General features: G+C 67.4%; 21 protein-coding genes. 5 read left to right on the top strand and 16 right to left on the bottom strand.

What is annotated here, in order from left to right; all coding sequences use genetic code 11:
* Nucleotides 1-40: 40 nt before the first annotated feature.
* From ACFFJ7_RS01195 to ACFFJ7_RS01175, 5 genes are all read right to left on the bottom strand, one after another.
* Nucleotides 41-1,357: an O-acetylhomoserine aminocarboxypropyltransferase/cysteine synthase family protein gene (locus tag ACFFJ7_RS01195; protein WP_377590414.1), complete on the bottom strand. Its 1,317-nt coding sequence runs from the start codon at nucleotides 1,355-1,357 to the stop codon at nucleotides 41-43.
* Nucleotides 1,358-1,488: 131 nt separating this feature from the next.
* Nucleotides 1,489-2,847 carry an LLM class flavin-dependent oxidoreductase gene (locus ACFFJ7_RS01190; protein WP_166953877.1) on the bottom strand — a complete coding sequence of 453 codons (1,359 nt, stop codon included), beginning with the start codon at nucleotides 2,845-2,847 and terminating at the stop codon, nucleotides 1,489-1,491.
* A gap of 147 nt (nucleotides 2,848-2,994) precedes the next feature.
* Entirely contained in the window at nucleotides 2,995-4,179 is a 1,185-nt protein-coding gene (locus ACFFJ7_RS01185; RefSeq protein ID WP_377590411.1) for an amidohydrolase, read from the bottom strand.
* Between the two features lie 14 nt (nucleotides 4,180-4,193).
* Nucleotides 4,194-4,847, bottom strand: coding sequence for a methionine ABC transporter permease (locus ACFFJ7_RS01180; protein ID WP_166953873.1), 654 nt, complete (start codon nucleotides 4,845-4,847; stop codon nucleotides 4,194-4,196).
* Nucleotides 4,828-5,967: a methionine ABC transporter ATP-binding protein gene (locus tag ACFFJ7_RS01175; RefSeq protein WP_166953871.1), complete on the bottom strand. Its 1,140-nt coding sequence runs from the start codon at nucleotides 5,965-5,967 to the stop codon at nucleotides 4,828-4,830. Before ACFFJ7_RS01175 ends, ACFFJ7_RS01180 begins: the two co-directional genes overlap by 20 nt.
* A 168-nt stretch (nucleotides 5,968-6,135) precedes the next feature.
* Here ACFFJ7_RS01175 and ACFFJ7_RS01170 point away from each other — a divergent pair, with 168 nt between their 5' ends.
* From ACFFJ7_RS01170 to ACFFJ7_RS01155, 4 genes are all read left to right on the top strand, one after another.
* Nucleotides 6,136-6,933, top strand: coding sequence for a MetQ/NlpA family ABC transporter substrate-binding protein (locus tag ACFFJ7_RS01170; RefSeq protein WP_166953869.1), 798 nt, complete (start codon nucleotides 6,136-6,138; stop codon nucleotides 6,931-6,933).
* A 226-nt stretch (nucleotides 6,934-7,159) separates the two neighbouring features.
* Entirely contained in the window at nucleotides 7,160-8,164 is a 1,005-nt protein-coding gene (gene tauA, locus ACFFJ7_RS01165) for a taurine ABC transporter substrate-binding protein (RefSeq protein ID WP_377590408.1), read from the top strand.
* A gap of 99 nt (nucleotides 8,165-8,263) precedes the next feature.
* Nucleotides 8,264-9,037, top strand: a complete 774-nt coding sequence (locus ACFFJ7_RS01160) for a taurine ABC transporter ATP-binding protein (RefSeq protein ID WP_166953865.1) — start codon at nucleotides 8,264-8,266, stop codon at nucleotides 9,035-9,037.
* Nucleotides 9,034-9,861 carry an ABC transporter permease subunit gene (locus ACFFJ7_RS01155; protein WP_166953862.1) on the top strand — a complete coding sequence of 276 codons (828 nt, stop codon included), beginning with the start codon at nucleotides 9,034-9,036 and terminating at the stop codon, nucleotides 9,859-9,861. Before ACFFJ7_RS01160 ends, ACFFJ7_RS01155 begins: the two co-directional genes overlap by 4 nt.
* A 50-nt stretch (nucleotides 9,862-9,911) precedes the next feature.
* Here ACFFJ7_RS01155 and ACFFJ7_RS01150 read toward each other — a convergent pair whose 3' ends face one another.
* Genes ACFFJ7_RS01150 through ACFFJ7_RS01130 form a run of 5 tightly spaced genes read right to left on the bottom strand, consistent with a single transcriptional unit; the run spans nucleotide 9,912 to nucleotide 15,808 of the window.
* The gene (locus ACFFJ7_RS01150; RefSeq protein WP_166953860.1) at nucleotides 9,912-10,772 is read right to left on the bottom strand and encodes an amidohydrolase family protein; all 861 of its coding nucleotides are present in this window, start codon (nucleotides 10,770-10,772) and stop codon (nucleotides 9,912-9,914) included.
* Entirely contained in the window at nucleotides 10,769-11,911 is a 1,143-nt protein-coding gene (ssuD, locus tag ACFFJ7_RS01145; protein WP_377590404.1) for an FMNH2-dependent alkanesulfonate monooxygenase, read from the bottom strand. Before ssuD ends, ACFFJ7_RS01150 begins: the two co-directional genes overlap by 4 nt.
* Entirely contained in the window at nucleotides 11,908-13,308 is a 1,401-nt protein-coding gene (locus ACFFJ7_RS01140; protein WP_377590402.1) for an LLM class flavin-dependent oxidoreductase, read from the bottom strand. Before ACFFJ7_RS01140 ends, ssuD begins: the two co-directional genes overlap by 4 nt.
* Complete coding sequence (locus ACFFJ7_RS01135; protein WP_377590400.1) at nucleotides 13,308-14,534, bottom strand: SfnB family sulfur acquisition oxidoreductase; 1,227 nt, start codon at nucleotides 14,532-14,534, stop codon at nucleotides 13,308-13,310. The genes ACFFJ7_RS01140 and ACFFJ7_RS01135 overlap by 1 nt, the downstream gene beginning before the upstream one ends.
* Nucleotides 14,535-14,545: 11 nt before the next feature.
* Nucleotides 14,546-15,808, bottom strand: a complete 1,263-nt coding sequence (locus ACFFJ7_RS01130; protein ID WP_377590398.1) for an SfnB family sulfur acquisition oxidoreductase — start codon at nucleotides 15,806-15,808, stop codon at nucleotides 14,546-14,548.
* Here ACFFJ7_RS01130 and ACFFJ7_RS01125 point away from each other — a divergent pair.
* Nucleotides 15,798-16,100 (top strand): hypothetical protein, encoded by a 303-nt coding sequence (locus ACFFJ7_RS01125; RefSeq protein WP_377590396.1) that lies wholly within the window; start codon nucleotides 15,798-15,800, stop codon nucleotides 16,098-16,100. The two genes, ACFFJ7_RS01130 and ACFFJ7_RS01125, sit on opposite strands and share 11 nt — an antisense overlap.
* Before the next feature lie 21 nt (nucleotides 16,101-16,121).
* On the opposite strand, the gene ACFFJ7_RS01120 is transcribed toward ACFFJ7_RS01125, so the two are convergent.
* The 6 genes from ACFFJ7_RS01120 to ACFFJ7_RS01095 all read right to left on the bottom strand — a co-directional run bounded on the left by ACFFJ7_RS01120 (nucleotide 16,122) and on the right by ACFFJ7_RS01095 (nucleotide 22,954).
* The gene (locus ACFFJ7_RS01120) at nucleotides 16,122-17,132 is read right to left on the bottom strand and encodes an aldo/keto reductase (protein WP_377590707.1); all 1,011 of its coding nucleotides are present in this window, start codon (nucleotides 17,130-17,132) and stop codon (nucleotides 16,122-16,124) included.
* 130 nt (nucleotides 17,133-17,262) lie between these two features.
* Nucleotides 17,263-18,294 carry a LysR substrate-binding domain-containing protein gene (locus ACFFJ7_RS01115; RefSeq protein ID WP_377590394.1) on the bottom strand — a complete coding sequence of 344 codons (1,032 nt, stop codon included), beginning with the start codon at nucleotides 18,292-18,294 and terminating at the stop codon, nucleotides 17,263-17,265.
* Nucleotides 18,295-18,494: 200 nt separating this feature from the next.
* The gene (locus tag ACFFJ7_RS01110) at nucleotides 18,495-19,532 is read right to left on the bottom strand and encodes an ABC transporter substrate-binding protein (protein WP_377590392.1); all 1,038 of its coding nucleotides are present in this window, start codon (nucleotides 19,530-19,532) and stop codon (nucleotides 18,495-18,497) included.
* Between the two features lie 84 nt (nucleotides 19,533-19,616).
* A complete protein-coding gene (locus ACFFJ7_RS01105; RefSeq protein ID WP_377590390.1) occupies nucleotides 19,617-20,876 on the bottom strand; it encodes an acyl-CoA dehydrogenase family protein in 1,260 nt (419 codons plus the stop codon).
* 102 nt (nucleotides 20,877-20,978) lie between these two features.
* Nucleotides 20,979-21,968, bottom strand: coding sequence for an ABC transporter permease (locus ACFFJ7_RS01100; protein ID WP_377590387.1), 990 nt, complete (start codon nucleotides 21,966-21,968; stop codon nucleotides 20,979-20,981).
* Nucleotides 21,968-22,954, bottom strand: a complete 987-nt coding sequence (locus ACFFJ7_RS01095) for an ABC transporter permease (protein ID WP_377590385.1) — start codon at nucleotides 22,952-22,954, stop codon at nucleotides 21,968-21,970. Before ACFFJ7_RS01095 ends, ACFFJ7_RS01100 begins: the two co-directional genes overlap by 1 nt.
* Nucleotides 22,955-22,978: the final 24 nt, after the last annotated feature.

The following is a 22,978-nucleotide window of genomic DNA, read 5'->3' as shown; positions in this document are numbered from 1 at the left end:
TTCAGGAAACTGATTTCTCACTCGTGGAAAACGGAAACGCCTACACACCCGCACGGCCGAGCGCCTGGGCGAGATCGGCGAGAATGTCGTCGGGATGTTCGATGCCGACCGCGAGCCGCACGTAGCCCGGCGAGACGCCTGTCCGGAGCTGGTCCTCCGCCGAGAGCTGCGAATGGGTCGTCGTGGCGGGATGGATGGCGAGCGAACGCGCGTCGCCGATGTTGGCGACATGGTAAAAGAGCCGGAGCGCATCGATGAAGCGCCGGCCCGCCTCCACGCCGCCCGCGAGTTCGAAGCCGACGAGCGCGCCGTAGCCGCCCCGGAGATACGCCCGCGCACGCCGCCCGTCCTCGCCGGTCTGGAACGCGGGGAAGATGACGCGCGTCACCTCCGCCCGCTCCTTCAGGAACTCGGCGACCTTGACGGCATTCTCGTTGTGCTGGCGGACGCGCAGCGGCAGTGTCTCCAGCCCCTGGATGAACAGGAAGGCATTGAAGGGCGAGATCGCCGCGCCGACGTCGCGCAGCAGCACCGTACGGGCGCGCAACACATAGGCCACCGGCCCCAGCGGCTTCGCCTTCTCGATCCAGACCGCGCCATGATAGCTCGGGTCCGGCTCGCTCAGGGTGGGGAAACGGTCCTTGTGATCTTCCCACGGGAAGTTGCCGCCGTCGACGATGACCCCGCCGATGGAGGTGCCATGGCCCCCGATGTACTTGGTCGCCGAATAGACGACGATCGCGGCGCCGTGCTCCAGCGGCCGGATCGTCAGCGGCGCCGCCGTGTTGTCGACGATCAGCGGCACGCCGAGTTCGCGACCGATGGCCGCGACTTCCGCGATCGGGAACACCTGCAGTTTGGGATTGGGCAGGGATTCGGCATAGTAGGCGCGGGTGCGGCCGTCCGTGGCGCGGCGGAAATTTTCCGGGTCCGCCGGATCGACAAACCGCACCTCGACGCCGAAATGCCGGAGGGTGGAGGCGAACAGCGCCCACGTGCCGCCGTAGAGATCGGTGGAGCTGACGATGTTGTCGCCCGCGCCCGCAACGTTCAGCACGGAATAGGCCGAGGCCGCCTGGCCGGAGGCGACGGCAAGCGCCGCCGCGCCGCCCTCCAGCGCCGCGATGCGTTGCTCGAACGCATCCTGCGTGGGGTTGGAGACGCGGGTATAAAGGTGGCCGATTTCCTCAAGCGCGAAAAGGCGCTCCGCGTGGTCGGTGTCGATGAACTGATAGGACGTCGTCTGGTAGATCGGTACGGCGACCGCGCCGGTCGCCGGATCGGCGCGATAGGTTCCGCCGTGCAGCGCGAGGGTCTCGGGCCGCTTGATGTCTGATGGCTTGACGTCTGATGACATGGGTCGTTTCCTCTATATCGGCTTCCTGACGTGAAGCAGGGCAACGGAGGGCCATTATCGCGGAGAAAGGCGCGGGGGGAAGCCCCGCTTGCCGATTTCAACCGGCGGAGAAGCGCTCCCGCCCCGGACGATCACGCAGTCTCGCGCACGGGAAAGCTGAACCGGCTTTCGGGCCGCGGCAGGCCATAGTGCTCGCGCAGCGTCGTGCCGGTATATTCCTCGCGGAACAGTCCCCGCCTGCGCAGGATCGGAACCACCTCCTGGGCGAAGATATCGAAACCGCCCGTCAGCCACGGCGGCATCACGTTGAAGCCGTCCGCAGCGCCGTTCTCGAACCACGTCTGGATATTATCCGCGATCTGCTCCGGCGTGCCAACCGCCACCCAGTGTCCCCGCGCACCCGCCAGACGATGCGTCAACTGGCGGATAGTCGGGTTTTCGCGCTCGATGATGTCCACCACCACCTTGAAGCGGCTGGCGACCGTTCGCTCACCCTCGGCCGGGATGATCTCGCGCGGGAAGGGCGCGTCGATGTCGTAGCCGCTGACGTCCACGCCGAGCAGCCTGCTCAGCAGGCCGAGCGAATAGGCGGGCTGGGTGAGTTCGTTGAACTCGTCATAAAGAGCACGCGCCTGCGCCTCGGTCGCGCCGATGAAGGGGCTGATGCCTGGCAGCACCTTGACGTGATCGGGATTGCGGCCGAGGGAGCGCGCCTGCGTCTTGATGTCCTTGTAGAACTCCTGCGCGTTGGAGAGCGTCTGGTGCGCGGTGAAGATCGCCTCCGCGTATTGCGCGGCAAAGGCGCGCCCGTCCGCCGACGAGCCGGCCTGCACGTAGACCGGGCGTCCCTGCGGGGTGCGCGGCGAGTTGAACGGTCCCCGCACGTTGAAATAGCGGCCGATGTGGTCGATGGTGTGGATCTTGTCCGTATCTGCGAAGACGCCGGAGGCGCGGTCGGCGACGATGGCGCCATCCTCCCAGCTGTCCCACAGCTTGCCGATCACCTCGACGAACTCGCGCGCGCGGCTGTAGCGCTCCGAATGGGCCGGGTGGCTGGCGAGGCCGAAATTGGCCGCGGCCTGCTCGGCGCCGGTCGTGACGATGTTCCAGCCCGCGCGCCCCTTGCTGATGTGGTCCAGCGAGGCAAAAAGCCGCGCCAGATTGTACGGCTCGTAATAGGTGGTGGAGGCGGTGGCGATCAGGCCGATGCGCTGCGTCGCCGCGGCGATCGCGGACAGCCAGGTCAGCGGTTCCAGCCGGAAGCGGCTGGCATACCTGATATTGTCGGCGAGCGCCGGGCCGTCGGCGAAGAAAATGCCGTCGAACTTCGCGGCCTCCGCCTGGCGGGCGAGGTCGATGTAGTAACCGATATCCAGCAGGTGTTCGAGATCGGAATCCTTGTACCGCCACGCGGCTTCGTGATGGCCGCCGGGATAGATGAACAGGTTCAGATTAAGCTGGCGCCGCGCGGAAGTTTGTTGATCCGACATAAGTTTTTCCACCATTCGAACGACCGGAAGGCGCGCCGCCACGCAACCGTGGCGCGGGCAGCGGCGACCGCATGCCGGGCAGCATGGAAGAGCGGCCCGGCCCTGTCAATATACATTCTATATATTTTATAGAAAATAAGTACTGACTCATGCTTCCGGCGGCAGGCGGTCCTGGACGAGACGGGCGAACAGCGCCGCGCCCACGGGCAAGATGCCGTCGTCGAGGACGAAGCGCGGACTGTGCAGGGGAATATCGCCATGGTGCCCGAGGGAGAAGAACGCACCTGGCACATGGGTGAGATATTCGGAGAAATCCTCGCTGCCCATGCTCGGCCGCCAGTCCGTGCTCACGTTGGCATCGCCGACGACGGCGCGGGCGGCCGCGGCAACGGCGTCGGCCTGTTCGGCGGCGTTGACGAGGGGCGTCACGGCGTCACGGATATCAACCTCGACGCGCACGTCGTGCGCCAGCGCCACGCCCTCCGCCACGGCGCGGATGCGTTGGGCGATGCGCTTCTTCAGCGCGCCGTCGAGCGTGCGCACCGTGCCCCGCAGGTGCACGGTTTCAGGGATGATGTTGTAGGCGGTGTTGGAATTGATCGCCGTCACCGACAGCACCGCCGCCTCGCGCGGCGGCGTGTGCCGGCTGATGATGCCCTGCAGCGCGGTGATCAGCCCGGCGGAGGCCACGATCGGGTCGCGCGCCGCATGCGGATGAGCGGCATGGCCGCCGCTGCCCCGCACGATTATATCGAAGAAATCCGCCCCGGCCTGCACCGGCCCCGGCGACACATGGACATGCCCGTGCGGCGTGATGGTGGAATTGTGCAGGCCGTAGATCTCGTCGACCGGAAAACGCCCGAACAGGCCGTCGTCGATCATCGCCCGCGCGCCGCCGAGACCTTCCTCGGCGGGCTGGAACACGAACACCACGGTGCCGTCGAACTGCCGCGTCGCGGCCAGATAGCGCGCCGCCGCGAGCAGGATCGCCGTGTGCCCGTCATGCCCGCAGCCATGGAAGCGGCCGGCGCTCTCCGATGCGAACGGCAGGCCGGTTTCCTCGTGCAGGGGCAGCGCGTCCATGTCCGCCCTCAGGCCGACGCTGCGGTTGCCGCCGTTGCCCGCGCGCAGCACGCCGACGACGCCGGTGCGGCCGACACCGCGATGCACCTCGATGCCCCATTCGGCCAGCTTGGCCGCGACGATGCCGGCCGTGCGCACTTCCTCGAAGCCGAGTTCGGGATGCCTGTGCAGATCATGGCGGATGGCGACGATCTCGTCGTTGAAGGCTGCGATTTCATCGGGGATCGCGATCCCGCCCTGTTCCGGCATGATGTCTCCCGTCCTCAGCGCTTGTTGAGCCGGTGGGCGAACCAGTCGCCCGTTCCCTGCACGATCATTACGATAGCGATCAGCACCGCGATGACAAGCAGCATCACCGTGGTCTCGAACCGCTGGTAGCCATAGCGGATGGCGAGATCGCCGAGGCCGCCCGCGCCCACCGCCCCGGCCATGGCGGATGAGGAGATGAGCGAGACGAGCGTGATGGTGAAGCCCGCCACGACGCCGGGCAGCGCCTCCGGAACGAGCACGCTCGTGATGATCTGCAGGCGGCTGGCGCCCATGGCCTGCGCCGCTTCCACGAGGCCCCTGTCCACCTCGCGCAGGCTCACCTCCGCGATGCGGGCGAAGAATGGAATGGCCGCGATGCTGAGCGGCACGATCGCCGCCCAGATACCGATGGTCGTGCCCACGATCAACCGCGTGAACGGAATCAGCGCCACCAGCAGAATGATGAACGGCGTAGAGCGGAAGCCGTTGACGACAGCGCCCAGCACCTGGTTGAGGCGCGGCGCCTCGAACACGCCGCCCGGCCCGGTCGTCACCAGCACGACGGCGAGCGGGCCGCCGACGAGAAGCGTGACGAGTCCGGAAACGCCTACCATCAGCAGCGTTTCCCACACGGCGTTGAGAAAGAGATTAAAGAGCGCCGTCGACATAGCCGATGATCTCCGCGCGTGGGGGAAGGGTGTTGAGCCGGGCGAGCGCCTGCGCCGCCTGCTGCGGGGCGACGGCGGGCGCGGCGATCAGCAGCCGCCCCTGCGCATGCCCCTGAATGCGGTCGAGCGAGCCATGCAGCAGCCGCGCCCCTTCGCCGAGCACGCCGAACAGACCGCCCAGATCGGGCTCTCCCGCCTCCGCGCCGGTGTAGGTGACGGCAAATACCGGCACCGTCCGCTCACCCGGCAGGGGCACGATGCGGCCGGACAGGTCGTCCGGCAGTTCGTCGGCGTGGGGCTTGAGCAAGGCGCGCGTCGCTTCCTCGCGCGGATCGCCGAACACCTGCCAGACCGGGCCGATCTCGACGATCTCGCCCTTCTCGATCACAGCCACCCTGTCGCAGATGTGGCGGATCGCCTCCATCTCGTGGGTGATCAGGATGACGGTCAGGCCGAGCCGCCGGTTGATGTCCTTCAGCAGGTCCAGAATGGACAGGGTGGTTTCGGGGTCGAGCGCCGAGGTGGCCTCGTCGCACAGCAGGATGGCGGGGTGGCGCGCCAGGGCGCGGGCGATGCCGACGCGCTGTTTCTGCCCGCCGGACAGCTCGCGCGGATAGCGGCCGCGCTTGTCGGAGAGGCCGACGAGCGCCAGCAGTTCCGCGACGCGCCCGGCCTCCTCGGCGCGGGAGGCGCCTGCGAGACGAAGAGGCAGGCCGACGTTGCGCTCCACGGTTTTCGAGGAGAGCAGGTTGAAGTGCTGGAAGATCATGCCGATGTCGCGGCGCAGCCGCGCCAGCTCGCCGATGGAGAGGCTGCCCACGTCGGCCCGCTCCCCGGCGGCATTTTCCACCAGCACCCGCCCGGCGGTGGGCTTCTCCAGCCCGTTGACCGTGCGAATCAGCGTCGACTTGCCCGCGCCCGAGCGGCCGATGACGCCAAAAATCTCGCCCGGCTCCACCGTGAAGCCGATGCCGCGCAGCGCCGAAACTTGTCCGCCCGGCGTATCGAACGCCTTGCCGACGTTCTCGAACGTCACCCGCCCGCCATGTCGCGGACGGGCAGCGCGCGCGGCGGCCGCATCCCCGTCCGGCGTGTGCGGCCGCACCGCATAAATCGTCATGTGTATGAATGTCCCTTCCCGTCGAAACGAGTTGACATATATTCTATAGAATTTATATGATCAATAGAAACAATGCTTGCTGTGCGCATATCGCGGCGGGCACGTGCGGATTTTGAATCGGGCGGCGCCGCCGGGGTGGCATGCGCCGGCCTGTCAGGAGTTTCTGTCATGAAGCGTTGGTTTCTTTCGGCCCTCGCGGCCCTCGCGCTCGCTGCCAGCCCGGCGCTGACCCAGCAGGCGGCGGCGCAGGAGAAGGTCAAGGTCGGCATCTCCGCGGGCGACGCGGAGATCATCTGGGAAGAGGTCAAGAAGATCGCCGCCAAGGACGGGCTCGACGTCGAGGTCGTCGTGTTCAGCGACTACCTGCTGCCGAACGCCGCGCTCGACGCAGGCGACCTCGACGCCAACGCCTTCCAGCACAAGCCCTTTCTCGACAACCAGATAAAGACCAAGGGCTACAAGATCACCCCGGTCGGCGACACCATCATCGCCCCGATCGGCCTCTATTCCAGAAAGGTGAAATCGCTCGACGAGCTGAAGGACGGCGCGGTCATCGGCATCCAGAACGATCCCTCCAACGGCGGGCGTTCGCTGCTGCTGCTGCAGTCGCTCGGCCTCATCAAGCTGAAGGACGGCGTCGGCCTGCTGCCGACCGTTCTCGACATCACCGAGAACAAGAAGAACCTCAAGATCCGCGAGATCGACGCCGCGCAGTTGCCGCGCAGCCTCGACGACACCGACGCCTCGACCATCAATACCAACTATGCCGTGCAGGCCGGCCTGACGCCGGGCAAGGACTCGATCGCCATCGAATCCGACAAGAACAACCCCTACGCCAACTTCATCGCCGTGCGTACCGTGGACAAGGACAAGCCGGTGTTCAAGAAGCTGGTCGCCGCTTATCAGAACGACACCATCCGCCAGCTCATCAGGGACAAGTTCCCCGGTCAGCTCCCGGCGTTCTGATTCCAGATGGACGGCCCTCGTCCCGGGGCCGCCCTTCCCCGCGCCTCGTGCGCGTCTCTCCCGAGCGAAAAGGAGCCCGGCGGTTCGCTGCCGGGCTCATTCATTGTAAATACCATGATATTTCAGTGGATTTTATAATTAGACATTTTATATGGAATTAATTGACATTATCCGTTTCCCGTGCGCTAAATCGTTCATTGTTTCAGGATTGGTAATGGGGGTTCCAATGGCTGTTTCCCGGCGTATTCTGCTTGCAACGGCGGCTGCCTTCTCGCTGGCCGCTTCCACGGGCGCTTCGTTCGCCGCCGACAAGCTCGTGATCGGCTATCAGACGACCGTGGACCTCGCGAAGGTTCCGCAAGCGGAGGGGCTTTACGAGAAGGCGGTCGGCCTGCCTGTCGAGTGGCGCAAGTTCGACGCCGGCGCGGACGTGATTGCCGCCATCGCCTCGGGCGACGTGCAGATCGGTCTCGTGGGTTCGAGCCCGCTGACGGCGGCTGCGTCCAGCAAGGTGCCGTTCCAGACCATCTTCATCTCCGGCCTGCTCGGCGATGCGGAAGCACTCGTCGTCTCCGACAAGTCCGGCATCAAGGAGCCGAAAGACCTCGTCGGCAAGAAGATCGCCGTGCCCTTCGTCTCCACGGGCCATTACAGCCTGCTGGCGGCGCTGAAGCACTGGAACATCGACCCGAAGCAGGTGCAGATCCTCAACCTGCGCCCGCCGGAAATCATCGCCGCCTGGGAGCGCGGCGACATCGACGCCACCTACGTCTGGGATCCGGCGCTCGGCAGGGCGAAGGCCAGCGGCACCGTGCTCGCCTCCTCCAGGCAGGTGGGGGAATGGGGGGCGCCGACCTTCGACGCCTGGATCGCCCGCAACGATTTCATCGAGAAGCATCCCGAGGCCGTGAAGCAGTTCGTGAAGCTCACGGGCGAGGCCCATGCCGCCTACCGCAAGAATCCGGCGGCGTGGACCGCTTCCTCTAAGGAGGTGCAGGACATCGCCCGCCTCACCGGCGGCAAGGCGGAGGACGTGCCCGGCATCCTCGCGGGCAATGAACTGCCCACGCTGGAGGAGCAGGCCTCCGCCGAGCTGCTCGGCGGCGGGCTCGCCAAGGCGATAGCCGACACCGCCCGCTTCCTGAAGGAGCAGAACAAGATACCTGCCGCCCTGCCCGATTACACGCCCTACATCACGAACCGCTTCGTGAAAGAGGCGGCGGGCTCGTAACGCGGCGCGCATCGCGGACCGTCTTCCGCGGTCCCCGGGCGCACCGCCGCCCGGGGACCGCGCATCCTGTCGCCGGACCGCATTTCGAGGGAGAGAACCATGTCACGGCTGTCGCTTCAGGACGTGAGCGTCCGCTACGGCAACGCGCCGCCGGTGATCGCGAACCTGTCCCTCACTTTCGGCGCGCGGGATTTCGTCACCGTGCTCGGTCCGTCGGGATCGGGCAAGACGACGCTGCTGAAACTGGCGGCGGGGTTCCTGCAGCCGACCGGCGGCCAGGTGCTGGTCAACGGCGAACAGATCACCGGCCCGGGTGCGGACAGGGGCGTCGTCTTTCAGGATGACGCGCTGCTGCCATGGTTCGACGCCCTTGAGAATACCGCCCTTTCCCTGAAACTGCGCGGGGTTCCGGCACGCGAATACCGGCCGCGGGCCCAGGCTGTCCTGGCGCGCCTCGGCCTTGCCGGCTTCGAACGGCGCAAGATATGGGAGCTGTCCGGCGGGCAGCGCCAGCGTGTCGGCCTTGCCCGGGCGCTGATGGCGGAGCCGCATTTCCTGCTGATGGACGAGCCTTTCGGCGCGCTCGACGCCCTCACCCGCGCGCAGATGCATGAGGTCGTGCTGGACCTCTGGCAGCGGCTCGGTCCCGGCATCCTGTTCATCACCCACGATGTCGAGGAAGCGCTGCTGCTCGGCACCCGGCTCGTCGTGCTGGCCGCGCGGCCCGGGCGTGTGGCGCAGGAATTCGGCATCGATTTCGGCACACGCCTCGCCCGCGGGGAAACCCTGCGGTCCGTGCGCAGCGACCCTGCTTTCGTCGACCTGCGCGAGCGGGTTCTGGACCTTGTCTTCACGCGGGAGGCAGCCGCATGAGTTCGGCGACCGATTATCTCGAACCGGATGTGACGGCGGGAGCGCCGGCCGGCGGGCGGCGTCTCAGGGTGGCCCATCTGTCCGCCGCTACACTGCTCGTCCTGCTCGCCATCTGGTGGGCGGTGACGGCGAGCGGCATGATCGCGCCGCTGTTTCTGCCCCCTCCGGCAGCGGTGTTCGAGCGTTTCATCGCCGTTCTTACCGAAGGCTATGTCGATTCAACGCTGCTGGAACATCTCGGCGCAAGCCTTGCGCGAGTGTTCGCGGCGCTGTTCTTCTCGGCGGCGATCGCCATTCCCGTCGGCTTCGCCATCGCGCTCAGCCCCGTCGGCCGGGGAATACTCGATCCGCTGCTGGAGCTGCTGCGGCCCATTCCGCCGCTCGCCTATCTGCCGCTCGTCATCATCTGGTTCGGCATCGGCGAAGTGTCGAAGGTGCTGGTCATCGGCGTCGCCATGCTGGCACCCATCGCCCTGTCCACGGCGGCGGGCGTCCGCTCCGTCGCGCCGGACAGGCTGGACGCGGCGCGGTCGCTGGGGGCCACGCGCGCGCAATTGCTGCGCTATGTCATCTTCCCCAGCGCCCTGCCCGAGATCGTCACCGGCATCCGCATCGCGCTCGGCGCGGGCTGGACGACGCTTGTCGCCGCCGAACTCGTGGCCGCGACACGCGGCCTCGGCTTCATGATCCAGTCCGCCGCCCAGTTTCTGGTGACGGATGTCGTCATCATGGGCATCCTCGTCATCGCCGCCGTGGCCTTCCTGCTCGAAGCCGTGGTCCGTGTGCTGGAGAAGATATTCGTTCCCTGGCGCGGCAGGCTATAGCGCTTGAGGAGCGAAGGGTGCCGCGCGGGGCCGCCGCGCGGCTTCTCGCCTCAGCCGACCTTGAGGAGGCGTGCGGCGTTGCCGTAGAGCAGCTTCTCGACGACCCCCTCCCGGAAGCCGAGGGCAAGGAAGTCATCGACGGTCTGGCGGATCGGCCGGAAGGGATAGGACGACCCGAACAGGAACTGGTCCGCCAGAAAGCTGTTGGCCGCCTCGACATAAGCCTGCGTGCCGGGCTGGAACAGATACATGTCCGGCACGAGATGCACGTTGTCGTAGCGGAAGGCGACGCCGATCGCCTGCTGCACGTTGGGCCAATAGCCGTGATAGACGACGATGGGCAGCGATGGAAACGCCTGCGCCACGCGGGCGAGCGGCGAGGGATCGTTGTAGCGCGGGTCCGGCGTCGTCGGGCCGCTCATCAGGAAGACCGGTACGCCGAGATGGGCGGCAAGCTCATAGACCGGGAAATAGACCGGATCGTCGGGATGGCGCGGCGGCTCGCCGAAACCGGGTTCGAGGTCGATGCCCGCGAGCCCGAGCACCTTCACCGCGCGCTCCGCCTCCTCCAGCGCGCCGCGCTCGCCCTGCAGCACCGGATCGACGGCGCCGATGCCGATGAGTTCGTCGCCGCCCGAGACGATCGCGTGGATGCGGTCGTTGGGCAAATGTTGCGCCGGCGTATGCCGCCCCACCACGACGGCCTTCGCGAGCCCGGCCTCCCGCACCTCCGCGAGGAAGCCTTCGGGCGTGCGCGAGCGGACGAAGTGAGAATCGTCTCCGCGCGTGCCGACCCGCCGGTTCAGCCAGCGGGCGGTCTCGTAGGCGGCGGTGCCGGGGGTCGCGCCGAAGAAGTCGTGCAGGTAGGCCGGCCGGCAGCGCATATCGATGACGGGATGCGACGCGCTCATGCCGACGCCCTCTGCTTCGGCTCGCTCGCGCGGATATCGAATGCCCCGCCGGTCAGCGCCTGATCACGGACCGTCACGGGCTGCTTGCCGGGCAGGTAGGGGAAAGCGAGTTCGGCGAAGCGGATCGCTTCCTCCAGATGCGGATAGCCGGAGAGCACGAAGGTGTCGACGCCGAGATCGGCATACTCCTTGAGCCGCTCGACGACGGTCTGCCCGTCGCCCACCAGCGCCGTGCCCGCCCCCCCGCGCACGAGGCCGACGCCCGCCCACAGATTCGGGCTCACTTCCAGCCTGTCGCGCCGCCCCCCGTGCAGGGCGGCCATCCGCCTCTGCCCTTCCGAATCCATACGGGAATAGTTCTCCTGCGCGAGGCGGATGTCCTCGTCCGTGAGCTTGCTGATGAGACGGTCGGCATCCGCCCACGCCTCCGCGGCAGTCTCGCGCACGATGACGTGCAGCCGCACGCCGAAACGTACCGTCCGCCCGTACTTTTCGGCGCGCCGGCGCACGTCGGCGATCTTCTCCGCCACCGCCGCCGGCGGTTCGCCCCACGTCAGATAGGCGTCGACATGCCTGGCCGCGAGTTCGTGAGCGGCGGGCGACGAGCCGCCGAAATAGAGCGGCGGATAGGGCTGCTGCACCGCCGGGTGGAAATTGCGCGCGCCCTCGACCTTGATGTGATCGCCGGCGAAATCGACCGTCTCGCCCTGCAACAGCCGCCGCCAGACGCCGAGGAACTCGTCGGCCGCCTCGTAGCGCGTGTCGTGATCGTAGAACACGCCGTCGGCCGCGAGTTCCTTGGCGTCGCCGCCCGGTACCACATTGAGCAGCAGGCGGCCGCCCAGCGCCTCGTCGAGCGCCGCCGCCTGCCGGGCGGAGGCGGTGGGGCCGCTCAGCGAGGTGCGCAGCGCCACCAGCAGCTTGATGCGGCTGGTCACAGGCACCAGGCTCGAGGCCGTCACCCACGGGTCGAGGCAGCTCGATCCGGTGGGGATGAGCAGTCCGTCGTAGCCGAGGTTCTCGGCGGTGACGGCGATCTGCCGCAGATAGGCGTTGGTCGGCTTGCGGCCGAAGTCGGACTTGCCGAGATAGCGGGTGTCGCCGGAGGTCGGCAGGAACCAGAAAATTTCAAGACTCATGATGATGCTCCCGAAGCTTCCGCCGAAGGAAGGCGATAGGCGTTGAAACGATAGGCGCCGGCGGCATGGCGCGCGGGCAGCCTGTTGCCCTCGCCGAAAATCCGGTTGCGCAGCGAGCCTTCCGCGTAGGCCGTCTTGTAGAGGCCGCGCTCCTGCAGTTCCGGCACCACGATGTCGATGAAGTCTTCATAGGTCTCGGGCGTGACGACGCGCGAGAGGTTGAAGCCATCGATCTCGCCCTCGTCGATCCAGCGCGCGAGTTCGTCGGCAACGGTGACGGCGTCGCCGACGATCACCGGATGGCGCCCGCCAAGCCCCAGTTGGCCAAGAAGCTGCCGCCGCGTCCAGCCGCGCTTCAGCGCCAGTTGCGTCGCAGACTGAATGGCATTCGACGGCCCGTAGGCGACCGGCTCATCGGGATCGTAACGGGAAAAGTCGATGCCGGTGCTCGCCGCGAAATGCGCGAGGCCCGCCTCGGGATTGGCATGGCGCACATAGTCCGCCAGCTTCTCCCGCGCCGCCGCGCTGCTGCGGTCGGGCACCACGGCGATACCGACGAATATCTTGATGTCATCCGGCTTTCTGCCGTACGCCACCGCGAGTTCCCGCAAGCTGCGGGCGGTCTCGCGCGCCACCGTCGTGTCGGGCGCGGAGATGAACACGCATTCGGCGTGGCGCGCGGCGAACTGCTTGCCGCGTCCGGACGTCCCGGCCTGATACAACACCGGTGTGCGCTGGACGGAGGGCTCGCTCAGGTGATAGCCGTGCGACCTGTAGAAGCGGCCGTCGTGGGCAACGGGCCGCACCTTCGCGGGATCGGTGAAGACGCGTGCTGCCCGGTCGCGGTGCACGGCATCGTCCGCCCAGCTTCCCTCCCACAGCTTGTAGAGCAGATCCAGATACTCGTCCGCCCGGTCGTAGCGTGTGTCGTGCTCGGTCAGCGCCTCCTGCCCCACGGCGCGGGCAGCGCTGTCAAGATAGCCGGTGACGATGTTCCAGCCGACGCGCCCGCCCGTGAGATGATCGAGCGTCGAGAAACGGCGGGCAAAGGTGTAGGGGTGCTCCGTATTGACGTTGACGGTAATGCCGAAGCCGAGGTGTTCCGTCACCGCCGCCATGCCGGAGACCAGCACCGTCGGGTCGTTGACCGGCAACTGGATCGCCTCCCGTGCCGTCAGATCGATGCCGCCCTGGTAGATGTCGTAAACGCCGGTGATATCGGCGATGAAGATGCCGTCGAACAGCCCCCGCTCCAGCGTCCGGGCGAGCGACGTCCAGTAGCCGAGGGTGTTGTAGTCGGCCGAGGTATCGCGCGGGTGCGTCCACAAGCCGTGGTTGATGTGCCCGACGCAGTTCATGTTGAAGGCATTGAGCAGGATTTGCTTTTTCACCGTCATCACAGGGCTCCGTGGCGCGGCGGGCGTTTGCCGTTCAGGTAGAAGTTGCCGACCGCGTGATACTTCCACCGCACCGGATCGTGCAGGGTATGGGTGCGGACGTTTCGCCAGTAGCGGTCGAGGTTGTCCTGCGCGAAGGTGGCGGAGGTGCCCGTCAGTTCGAACAGCCTGTTGGCGGCAAGAAGTCCGGCAGTGGTGGTGAGCACCCGTGCTTCCGCCACGGCGACGGAGGCGCGCGCCACGCTGTCCTCGTCCGGCGCCCCCTGCGCGGCATCGACCGCCTCGCCCGCCCGCTCCAGCAACGCCTCGGCCGCCGTCAGCCTCAGCCAGACATCGCCGAGCCGTTCCAGCAGCAGCGGATCGTCCGCGGCGCGCTCCACCTTCGCGTCGATCCAGGGGCGGGAGCGCTCGCGAATGAAGGGCAGCGTCTCGCGATACGCGCCCCAGCCGATGCCGAGATCGATGGCCGCGTGCAGGATCTGGGCGAAGGGGCCGATCGTCGTCGGCCGCTCAAAGGAGGCGAGAAACGGCACCACCCATTCGGGCTTCACCGCCACGCGCTCGAAGACGACCGAGCCGCTGCCCGTGACGCGCTGGCCGAAGCCGTCCCAGTCGTCGACGATGGTCACGCCCTCGGCCGTGCGGGGCACGAAGACGAGATAGGTGACCTCCCGGCCATCCTCCTGCGCCACGGTCAGCGTCGGGATCCAATGGGCGAAGATCGCGCCGGTGCAGTAGAATTTGCGGCCGTCCACATACCAGCCGGCGGGGTCGCGCACCAGTTGCGTGCGGCGTTTGAAGTCGCGCGCACCGATTTCCGCCAGCGCATTGCCGAAACGCTCGCCAGCCAGCACGCGCCCGTTGAAGAACGCCTGCTGTTCCGCCGTGCCACCGATGCGCAGCACCTCCAGCGCATAGTAGTGGTTCTGCGGAATCTGCGCCAGCGAACCGTCGCCGCTCGCCAGCGTGGCGACGGTTTTTGCCAGCGTCACCGTAGAAACGCCCGGCCCGCCATATTCCCTCGGCACCGTGATGCCCCACAGGCCGCTGGCGGTATACTCGGGCAGGATGTCCCATGGCAGCAGGCGGTCGCGGTCGCGCAGGGAGGCATCGCGCGTGAAGGCGTCGGCGAATGTGCGCGCCACGTCGAGCGCCTGCGCGTCGTCGCGGATGACAGCCGGGCGCACGGCGGGCGCAGGCGCCGGGGAAAGGGCAGCTATACTCATGGCAATCCCTCTCAGTTCCACTGATGGCGCGCGGGCAGCACGCCGTTCAGCGCGTAGTTGCCGAGCAGGTGGTATTTCCATCGCACCGGATCGTGCAGCGTGTGCACGCGGGCGTTGCGCCAGTAGCGGTCCAGATTGTGCACGGCGCGCGTGGAGGCGGAGCCGGCGAGTTCGTGCAGCTTCTCGCTGGCCGCAAGGGCGATTTCGGTGGTCAGGATCTTCGCCTGCGCCACGGCGACGGAGGCGCGCGCGCTCGACTCGGCCGTCACCGGCGCGCGCGCCACCTCGTCGAGCACCCGGCCCGCCTTGCGCAGCACCGCCTGCGCCGCGTGCAGGTCGATCTTCAGGCGGCCGACATCGTGAATGATGTAGAGGTCGTCGGACGCGCGTTCCACGCCTGCATCCGTCCACGGGCGCGCGTGGTCGCGCACGAAGGCGATGGCTTCATCGATGGCGCCGGCTGCAATGCCGGAATCGATGGCCGCCTGGATGAGCTGCGACACCGGCCCGGCAAGCCCCGGCTGCCCGGTGAACGACCAGACCGGAATGATCTGCCCGGGATCGTCGATGGCGACGTCGTCGAACACGACGGAGCCGCTCGCGGTGGTTCGCTGGCCGAACGACGCCCAGTCGTCGATCACCCGCACCCCTTTCGCGTCATACGGCACCCACACCTGTACGGGCCGCTCCTCGTCGTCGAAGGCGCGCGTCGGAATCCAGTGCGCGAAGATGGCGCCCGTCGAATAGAAGCGATGCCCGGTGAGACGCAATCCTTCCGGCGTGCCGCGCAGGCGCGTGCCGGAGTGTGTGATGGGCCGGCGGCCGAGTTCCGGCCCCGCGTTGCCGATGCGGTAGCCATTCAGCACGTCGCCGTAGAAGCGCCGCTTCTGCTCCGGCGACCCCGCGTCGCGCAGCAAGGCCAGCACGCCGAAATGATTCTGCGGAACCTGGCCTGCCGACGAGTCGGCCGCGCACAGGATCTCGAACACCTCCGCCAGCGTGGCATAGGATACATCGGCACCGCCGTATTCGCGCGGCACCGTGATGCCGCCAAGTCCGCTCGCGGTGAAGGCCTCGATTTCCGCCCACGGCAGCAGCCGCTCCCGATCGCGCGCGGCGGCCCCGGCCGCGAACTGCCCTGCAAGCCCGCGCGCGGCGGCAATGGCTTCCGCGTCGCTATCGATACGGTGCGGTCGCTGCGGCGCGGACGGGCGCTGGCGCGCCGCCGGATTCTCGTTACCGGAGGCAGGTTGCGGATCGGCTATGTCTGTCATCTGCGGGCTTTTCCAATGTGATCGAGACGCCCCGGATTCGGGGGCGGCAACGAGCGTGACGCCGTTCCGGCCCACGCTCATTGTCGAAGATCATATTTTCTATAAAAATAATCAATTTTACAAGCTGGAAGACGCACACCGCCCTGCCTGCGGCGGGATGGCACAATTTTGCTTCGCGGCTGACGAAGAATATCTTTCCGTGGCGCCCGCAGGCCGCGCGTCACACTTGCCGGAAGCGAACGCAGGAAGCCGCCTTCCGGTCGGCGAAACCGGAAGGCGGCATGTCGGGTGACCGGCTTTCCGGAAAACCGGATCAGCCTGCGTACGGCCGGCGGCCGAAGAAGAAATGCGCCGGATCGTTGAAGCCGGGCGTGGACGAGTGGCCGGGGGCGACGAGTTCGTTGACCAGCGCCTCGTCCTCCTGCGTAAACCTGTATTCGAGCGCGGGCAGGTAGTCGTCCCACTGCGCCTCGGTGCGCGGGCCGACGATGGGGGCGGTGATGAGCCGGTTGTTGAGCACCCAGGCCAGCGCGAACTGGCCGGGAGAAATGCCGCGCGACTTGACGTGCTCGCCGATGCGCTGGGCGATGTTCAGCGATTCCGGCCGCCATTCCGTTTGCAGGATGCGCTTGTCCTGACGCCCGGCGCGCGTGCCCGCCTCCGGCTCCGCGCCCGGCGCATATTTAGCCGTCAGCACGCCGCGCGCCAGCGGGCTGTAGGGCACGACGCCGAGCCCGTAGTAGTCGGCGGCATCGAGGTGCTCGAACTCGATCTGGCGGTTGGCGAGGTTGTAGAGCGGCTGGGAGGCGATGGGCCGATCGAGCCCGAGCTGATCGGCCACCCGACTGAATTCGGCGATTTTCCAGGCGCGGTGGTTGGAGAGGCCGTAGTAGCGGATCTTGCCCTCGGAAATCAGGTCGCCGAGCGTGCGGATCGTTTCCGCGACATTCGTCTCATGGTCCTCGCGATGCAGGTAGTAGATGTCGATGTAGTCGGTGCCGAGCCGCTTCAGGCTGCCCTCCACCGCACGGCGGATATACTTGCGCGAGGCGCCCTGGCTGTTCGCGTCGAGCCCGCGCGGGCTCGCGAACTTGGTTGCCAGCACCCAGCTATCGCGCTTCTCGCGGATGGCGTTGCCGACCACGACCTCCGACTGGTAATTCGCGTAGCCATCCGCCGTGTCGATGAAGTTGAAACCCTGATCGAACGCCTTGTCGATGATGCGCCGCGACGTGGCCTCATCGGTCTCGCCTCCGAACATCATGGTGCCGAGGGCGAGCGGCGATACGCGCAGGCCGTTGCGGCCCAGCGTGCGATACTGGATGGACATGAACGAGCGTTTCCTTTGTCAGATCGGCAGGATGGGCGGACGGCCGGGCGCCCGCATCGGAGAAGCGTTTGATAGCGCTATATATCTATTACGTCTATAGACAAAATTTTAAATGCCCGCAACGTCATTCCGCCGCAATGGCGGGCGTGTCGGCATGCGCGCCGGACGCGGGATAGGGGCCATCGGGCGGCCAGCGGTCAACATCCGTCCGTGCCGCGCGCGTCTCGGACAGCAGCCAGTGCCGGAACTGGCGCACCTGCGGCGACTTCGCCTTCAGGGGCGTCGCCGCGAAGAAGTAGAAGAAATCCACCGGCTGCGGCTCACCGAAGGGAACGACGAGCCGGCCGGACAGCAGGTCGGCCTCCGCGAGCCGCAGCTTGGCCAGGCCCACGCCCTGCCCCGCCACCGCCGCGTCCAGCACCAGCGACGACTGGCTCAGCGTGATGCCGCTTTCGGCCAGGTGCATCGGCAGCCCGAACAGGCGCAACCACGCCCCCCAGTCCGGGCAGGCGGGATCGGGAGACGGCCCCTGCTCGTGCAGCAGTGGCGCGCCGGCGAGCGCCGGCGGGTTCCCCGACAGCCCATGGCGCTGTGCGAACGCAGGGCTGCACACGGGCACGACTGCCTCGCCGAACAGCCGGTCCACGACGAGGCCGGAGACGTTGCCCGCGCCGTAGCCGATGATGCAATCGGCGTCGTCCCTGAACAGGTCGACCCCGCGCGAGCACACATCCACCTGCACGTCGAGCCGCGGCCCGGCCGCCTGCAGGGTGGCGAGGCGCGGCGCCAGCCACTTCCCGGCGAAGGACGATGGCGCGACGATGCGGATCGGCGCGCGCCCGGGCTCTTCCGCAAGGGCAGACAACGTTTCGAGCAGCGTATCGAAGGCGGACGTCAGGCCCGGCATCAGGGCGCGCCCGGCGGTCGTGAGCTGCAGGCCGCCACGGTTGCGCACGAACAGCGCATGGCCGAGGTGCTCCTCCAGCAAGCGGATTTGCTGGCCGACGGCGGCGGAAGTCACGTGCAGCTCATCGGCCGCGCCGGTGAAATTGAGATGGCGCGCCGTGGCCACGAACGCGCGCAGGGCCGTTAACGGAGGCAAACGCGCCAATGTTGGAGACGGTTGTCTTGATCTTGCCCGCGTGTCGATGTTCATCGCAGTGGTATCGGCTCTTCAAACAATCACGCCCTCACGGGCGACCTGAAGAACGGATCGCCGCCGCCCGCCCCGCGGACGGCCGCTCGTTATCCGTGCAGGGCGCCCATCCCACCCTCGGAGGAAGAATGAGACAGGCGCGCCGGCCTGTCAATATTTAATTGATAAATTCTATGGATTTTAAGTGTTTTAGTTTGCCGTCAGGCGGCGGCGCGGCGGGTGGCGGCTTCGAGCGGCCGGGGATCGACCCATTCGCCGATGTCGAAATCGCCCGCGAGGAAGCCCCACTCCAGCAGGAAGTCCTTGTAGGTGCCCACAGCCGCGATCAGCCCGGGTTCCAGGCTCAACCCCAGATGGTGATGCAGGTCCGGGCCGTTGGCGACGAGCACCTGCTCCTCGGTGGCGCCGGCCTCGCGCGCGACGAAGCGGCGGGTATCATCCGGATGGGCCTTCGCCCATTCGCTCGCGCGGAAAATGGCCTCGATCAGCCGCGCGACGAGGTCCGGCCGCTTTTCCGCCAGCAACTCGTCGACGGTCAGCAGGCGCGGCGAGCCGGAATTGACGCGGATGTTCGGATCGGAATGGAAGCCGAAATCCGCGACGAGCACAGCCCCGATGAGGTTGGCGACAGCGATGCCCGGCGTGCCCTTGACGAAGATAGCGTCGGTCTCACCCCGGATGAGGGCCGCGATCTCCTCGCCGTGCGGCGGCCGGCGCCGCAGGCCGAACAGGGAGGCGTCGCCGAACTTGTCGAGCACGCTGTCCCGCACGGCGACATCGACGATTTCGACATCCCGGTGCGAAAGCCCTTCGAGCGACAGCGCAGAGACGAGCCCCTTCAGCGCGGTGGCGCGATGAAAGTCGACGATGCCCTCCGGGCGCCGGGCGATGCCGAAACGCCGGCCCTTCAGGTCGCTGACAGACCGGATGCCCGTTTGCGGCAGCGTGATGACGGCCTGGAACTCGTCGGTCCACGTGATGCCGACGAGCCGCGTCTTCCGGCCTTCCGAGCGCGCGCGGATCGGCGGAACGTTGCCGCCGTGGCGGAATGACCAGTTCAGGGTATGGTTGAAATGGCTCTGGCGGATGGCGGGGTCCGGCGAATCGATAATCGAGCGCAGTGCGATACCCTCGGCGGCAAAGGTTTCTTCGAGATAGCCGAGCTGCGCCGCGAGGCCGACGGGCGTCGGCACCGGACAGCGCGTGTACCAGATTTCGGACAGTTTTTCGTCGCTCATGATGGCTGCTCCTGGAATGCTATCCGATCAGACGGAACTGTCCGGCCGATGAGAATTCGCTCGAAAACGCTATGGGTGTCCCGGTCAGAAGACCTTGCCCTCGCGCAGATGTGTCGTGGTTCCGTTGAGGTAGTAGTCGCCGACCACCCGCGCCTTGTGCAGCAGCGGATTGTGGCTGAAGACGGTGCGGATGTTGCGCCAGTGCCGGTCGAAGTTGTACTTGCTCGACGTGGTCGAGGCCCCGCCCAGATCGAATATCTGTTCCGCCGCCCGCAGGGCGAGGCGCGACGCGACGATCTGCGTGCGCGAGGTCGTGAGCGCGCTCTCCACCAGCGCCGCGTCGAGCACCGCCTCGTCACCGGCCGCGAACGCCGCCGCCGCCCTGTCGAGCGCCCGGGCGCTTTCCGCCACCAGCGCGTCGACGGCGAAGGACGCGGCAGCGATCTCGCCGACCAGTTCCTGGATGAAATGATCCTCGCGCGCCGACGCCGCCGGGCTGTGCGCGGCCGGGCGCGCATGGTCGCGCACGTAGGCGATGCCCTCGTTCAGCACCGCCCGTACCGCGCCGGCGGCGGAGGCGGCGAGATGAAGCTGGCGTAGGGTCGACGTATGGCGGCCGATGCGGCCGTCAAGCGCGCGCGCCGAGATTTCGTCCTCGAACACCTCGACGTCGTCGAGCAGCACGCCACCGCTCGCCGTCAGGCGCTGGCCCATGCCGTCCCAGTCGTCGAGCACCGCGATGCCGGCCCGGCCGACGGGGATGAGAACGCTGACCACCTCGTCGGCATCGTTTTTGGCACTGAAGGTCGCGTAGTCCGCGAAGGCGGTGCCGGTCGCATACCATTTGCGCCCGTTCAGCCGCCAGCCGGCCGGCGTGCTGGTGAGCCGCGTCGTGACGTCGCCGGGGCGCGCCGTGCCCAGCTCCGTATGCGCACCGGCGAACAGCTTGCCGGCGAGCACCTCGTCGAGATAGCGGCGCGCCTTGCCCCCCTCGGGATCGAGTGCCAGCGTCTCGGTGAAATTGAAATGCGAGCGCAGGGAATGGGCGACGTTGGAATCCGCCGCCGCCAGCCGCGCGATGACATCGATGTAGTTCTCGACCGTGCCTCCCGGCCCGCCGAGCGCCGCGGGAATGCGCAGCGTGCCGATGCCCGCCTCCCTGATCAGCCGGAACGCCTCGAACGGCAGTTCGCGGGTCTGGTCCCGCCGTGCCGCGCCCTTCGCGATTTCCGCCGCGAGCGCGGGCACCCGGGCCAGGATATCGGCCACGCGCGGCGGAGATTCGGACGCGGCGCCGGCGGGCGGGAGGGAGGCGATGTCGACGGCAATTGGCGAGGAGATCATGGTACTGTCTTCATGGTTTGCGCCCGGAAGCGTTCGCGCCGGCAAGCGCCTGTGGTGAAAAAGCGGAACGGCGGCCGCGTGCCGGCCACCGTGCCGGTGCGTTCAGCGATCCTGCAGGAAGCGCGGGTTCAGCGCATCGTTGAGGCCGTCGCCAATCATGTTGAGAGCGAGCACGGTGAAGACGATCGCGAGCCCCGGCAGCGCTGTCAGGTACCACGCCGTACGGATCAGTTCGCGACCGGCACCGATCATCGACCCCCAGCTCACGACGTTGGGATCGCCGAGCCCCATGAACGACAGCGCGGACTCCATCAGGATCGCGCCCGCCACCATGACGGACGACGTCACGATGATCGGCGGCAGACCGTTGGGCAGGATCTCGCGGAAGATGATGCGCGCGTCGCCATATCCGAGGCTGCGCGCCGCCATCACGTAGTCCTTTTCCCGGATCGAGCGGAACTCCGCGCGCACGAGCCGCGCAACGTTCGGCCAGGTGACGATGGCGATGGCGATGGAGATCGTCGCGGCTGTCGGCTGGGTGATGGCGACGAGCACCACGACAAGCACGAAGTTGGGCAGCGTCTGGAATATCTCGATGATGCGCACCAGCAGATCGTCGACCCGGCCGCCGTAATAGCCTGCCACCGCGCCCACGCTGATGCCGGCGACGAGGCCGAGCAGCGTCGCCGCGATCCCGACCGTCAGCGATATCCGCGTGCCGTGCAGGATGCCGGCGAGCACGTCGCGCCCCATGGAATCGGTGCCGAGCGGATAGGCGGCATCCTGCCCCGGCCACAGGAAGGGCTTCGCTACCATCGCCAGCGGATCGCCGGGATAGAGCAGCGGCGCGATGCCGGCGGCGATCACCACGATCGCGAGGATGATCAGCCCCGCGAGCGCGTTGGGATTGCGCAGGAAGATGCGCAGCGCCCGGCGCCCGTGGGTCGCGCCCGTGCCGGCGACATACGCGGGGAGCGGCTCTTCCTTGCCGAGCCAGCTCGGCGGCTCGGGCTCGCGCGGGTTCGCGGCCTTGGCCGGCGCGGCTTCACCCAGCAGGGCCGGATCGCGCAGGACTGGATCGGTCGCCGACATCAACGCACTCCAATACGAGGATCGAGGAAGGTTTGCAGCAGGTCCACCGCCGCGTTGACGGCGATGACCAGAAGCGAGGACAGGAGCAGGATGCCGAGCAACACGGTGAAGTCGCGCCCCATCACCGCCTCGTAGGCAAGGCGCCCCAGCCCCGGCCAGCTATAGACCGTCTCCACCACCACGGCGCCGCCCAGCATGCTGCCGATATGCATCCCCGCCAGCGTGGTGATGGGAATCAGCGCATTGCGCAGCACGTGATGCACAGTGACGGAGAACGGGGAGAGGCCCTTGGCGCGCGCCGTGCGCACGAAATCCTGCGACTTCACCTCCAGCATCGAGGCGCGCGTCAGGCGGGCGTAGATGGCGACGTAGAACAGGGCGAGCGAGGTCGCCGGCAGGATCATGTAGCGGGCCTTGTCCCACAGGCCCGCCCAGCCCGAAAGATCGGCGCCGATGGTGCCCGCGCCGCCGCTGGGCAGCCAGCTGAGGGTGACGGAGAACAGGATGATCAGCATCAGGCCGATCCAGAAGCCGGGCACCGAATAGAACACGAGCGCCAGCACGGAGAGCACGCGGTCCGGCAACCGCCCGGCGAAGATGGCCATCACAGAGCCCAGCACGAGCCCGATGAAGAGCGCGATGCCCAGCGCCAGCGACATCAGTAGCAACGTGCCCGGCAGCCGCTGGCCGATCAGCTCCGCCACCGGCATGCCGTAGCGCGGCGAGAAGCCCAGGCTGAAATGCGCCAGCTCGTTGAGGTAGTTGTAGAGCTGCACCAGCACCGGATGGTTGAGGCCGAACTGCACGCGCAGGGCGTGCATGGTCTCTTCCGTGGCGGAGCCCGCCTCGCCGGCGATCACGTCGGCCGCGTCGCCCGGCGCCATCTGCAGCAGGAAGAAGTTCAGGATGACGATCCCGATGACCGTGGGCACGGCCTGAATGGCCGTCCGCCGCAGGCTGCTTCCGATTTTTCCCAGACTCGACATCCGCTTGCTCCGCGTCGCAGTGAT

Origin of the sequence: Pseudochelatococcus lubricantis, assembly GCF_042432495.1 — a bacterium.
GTDB lineage: Bacteria > Pseudomonadota > Alphaproteobacteria > Rhizobiales > Beijerinckiaceae > Pseudochelatococcus > Pseudochelatococcus lubricantis.
This window is presented reverse-complemented; position numbering and strand designations above follow the sequence as displayed.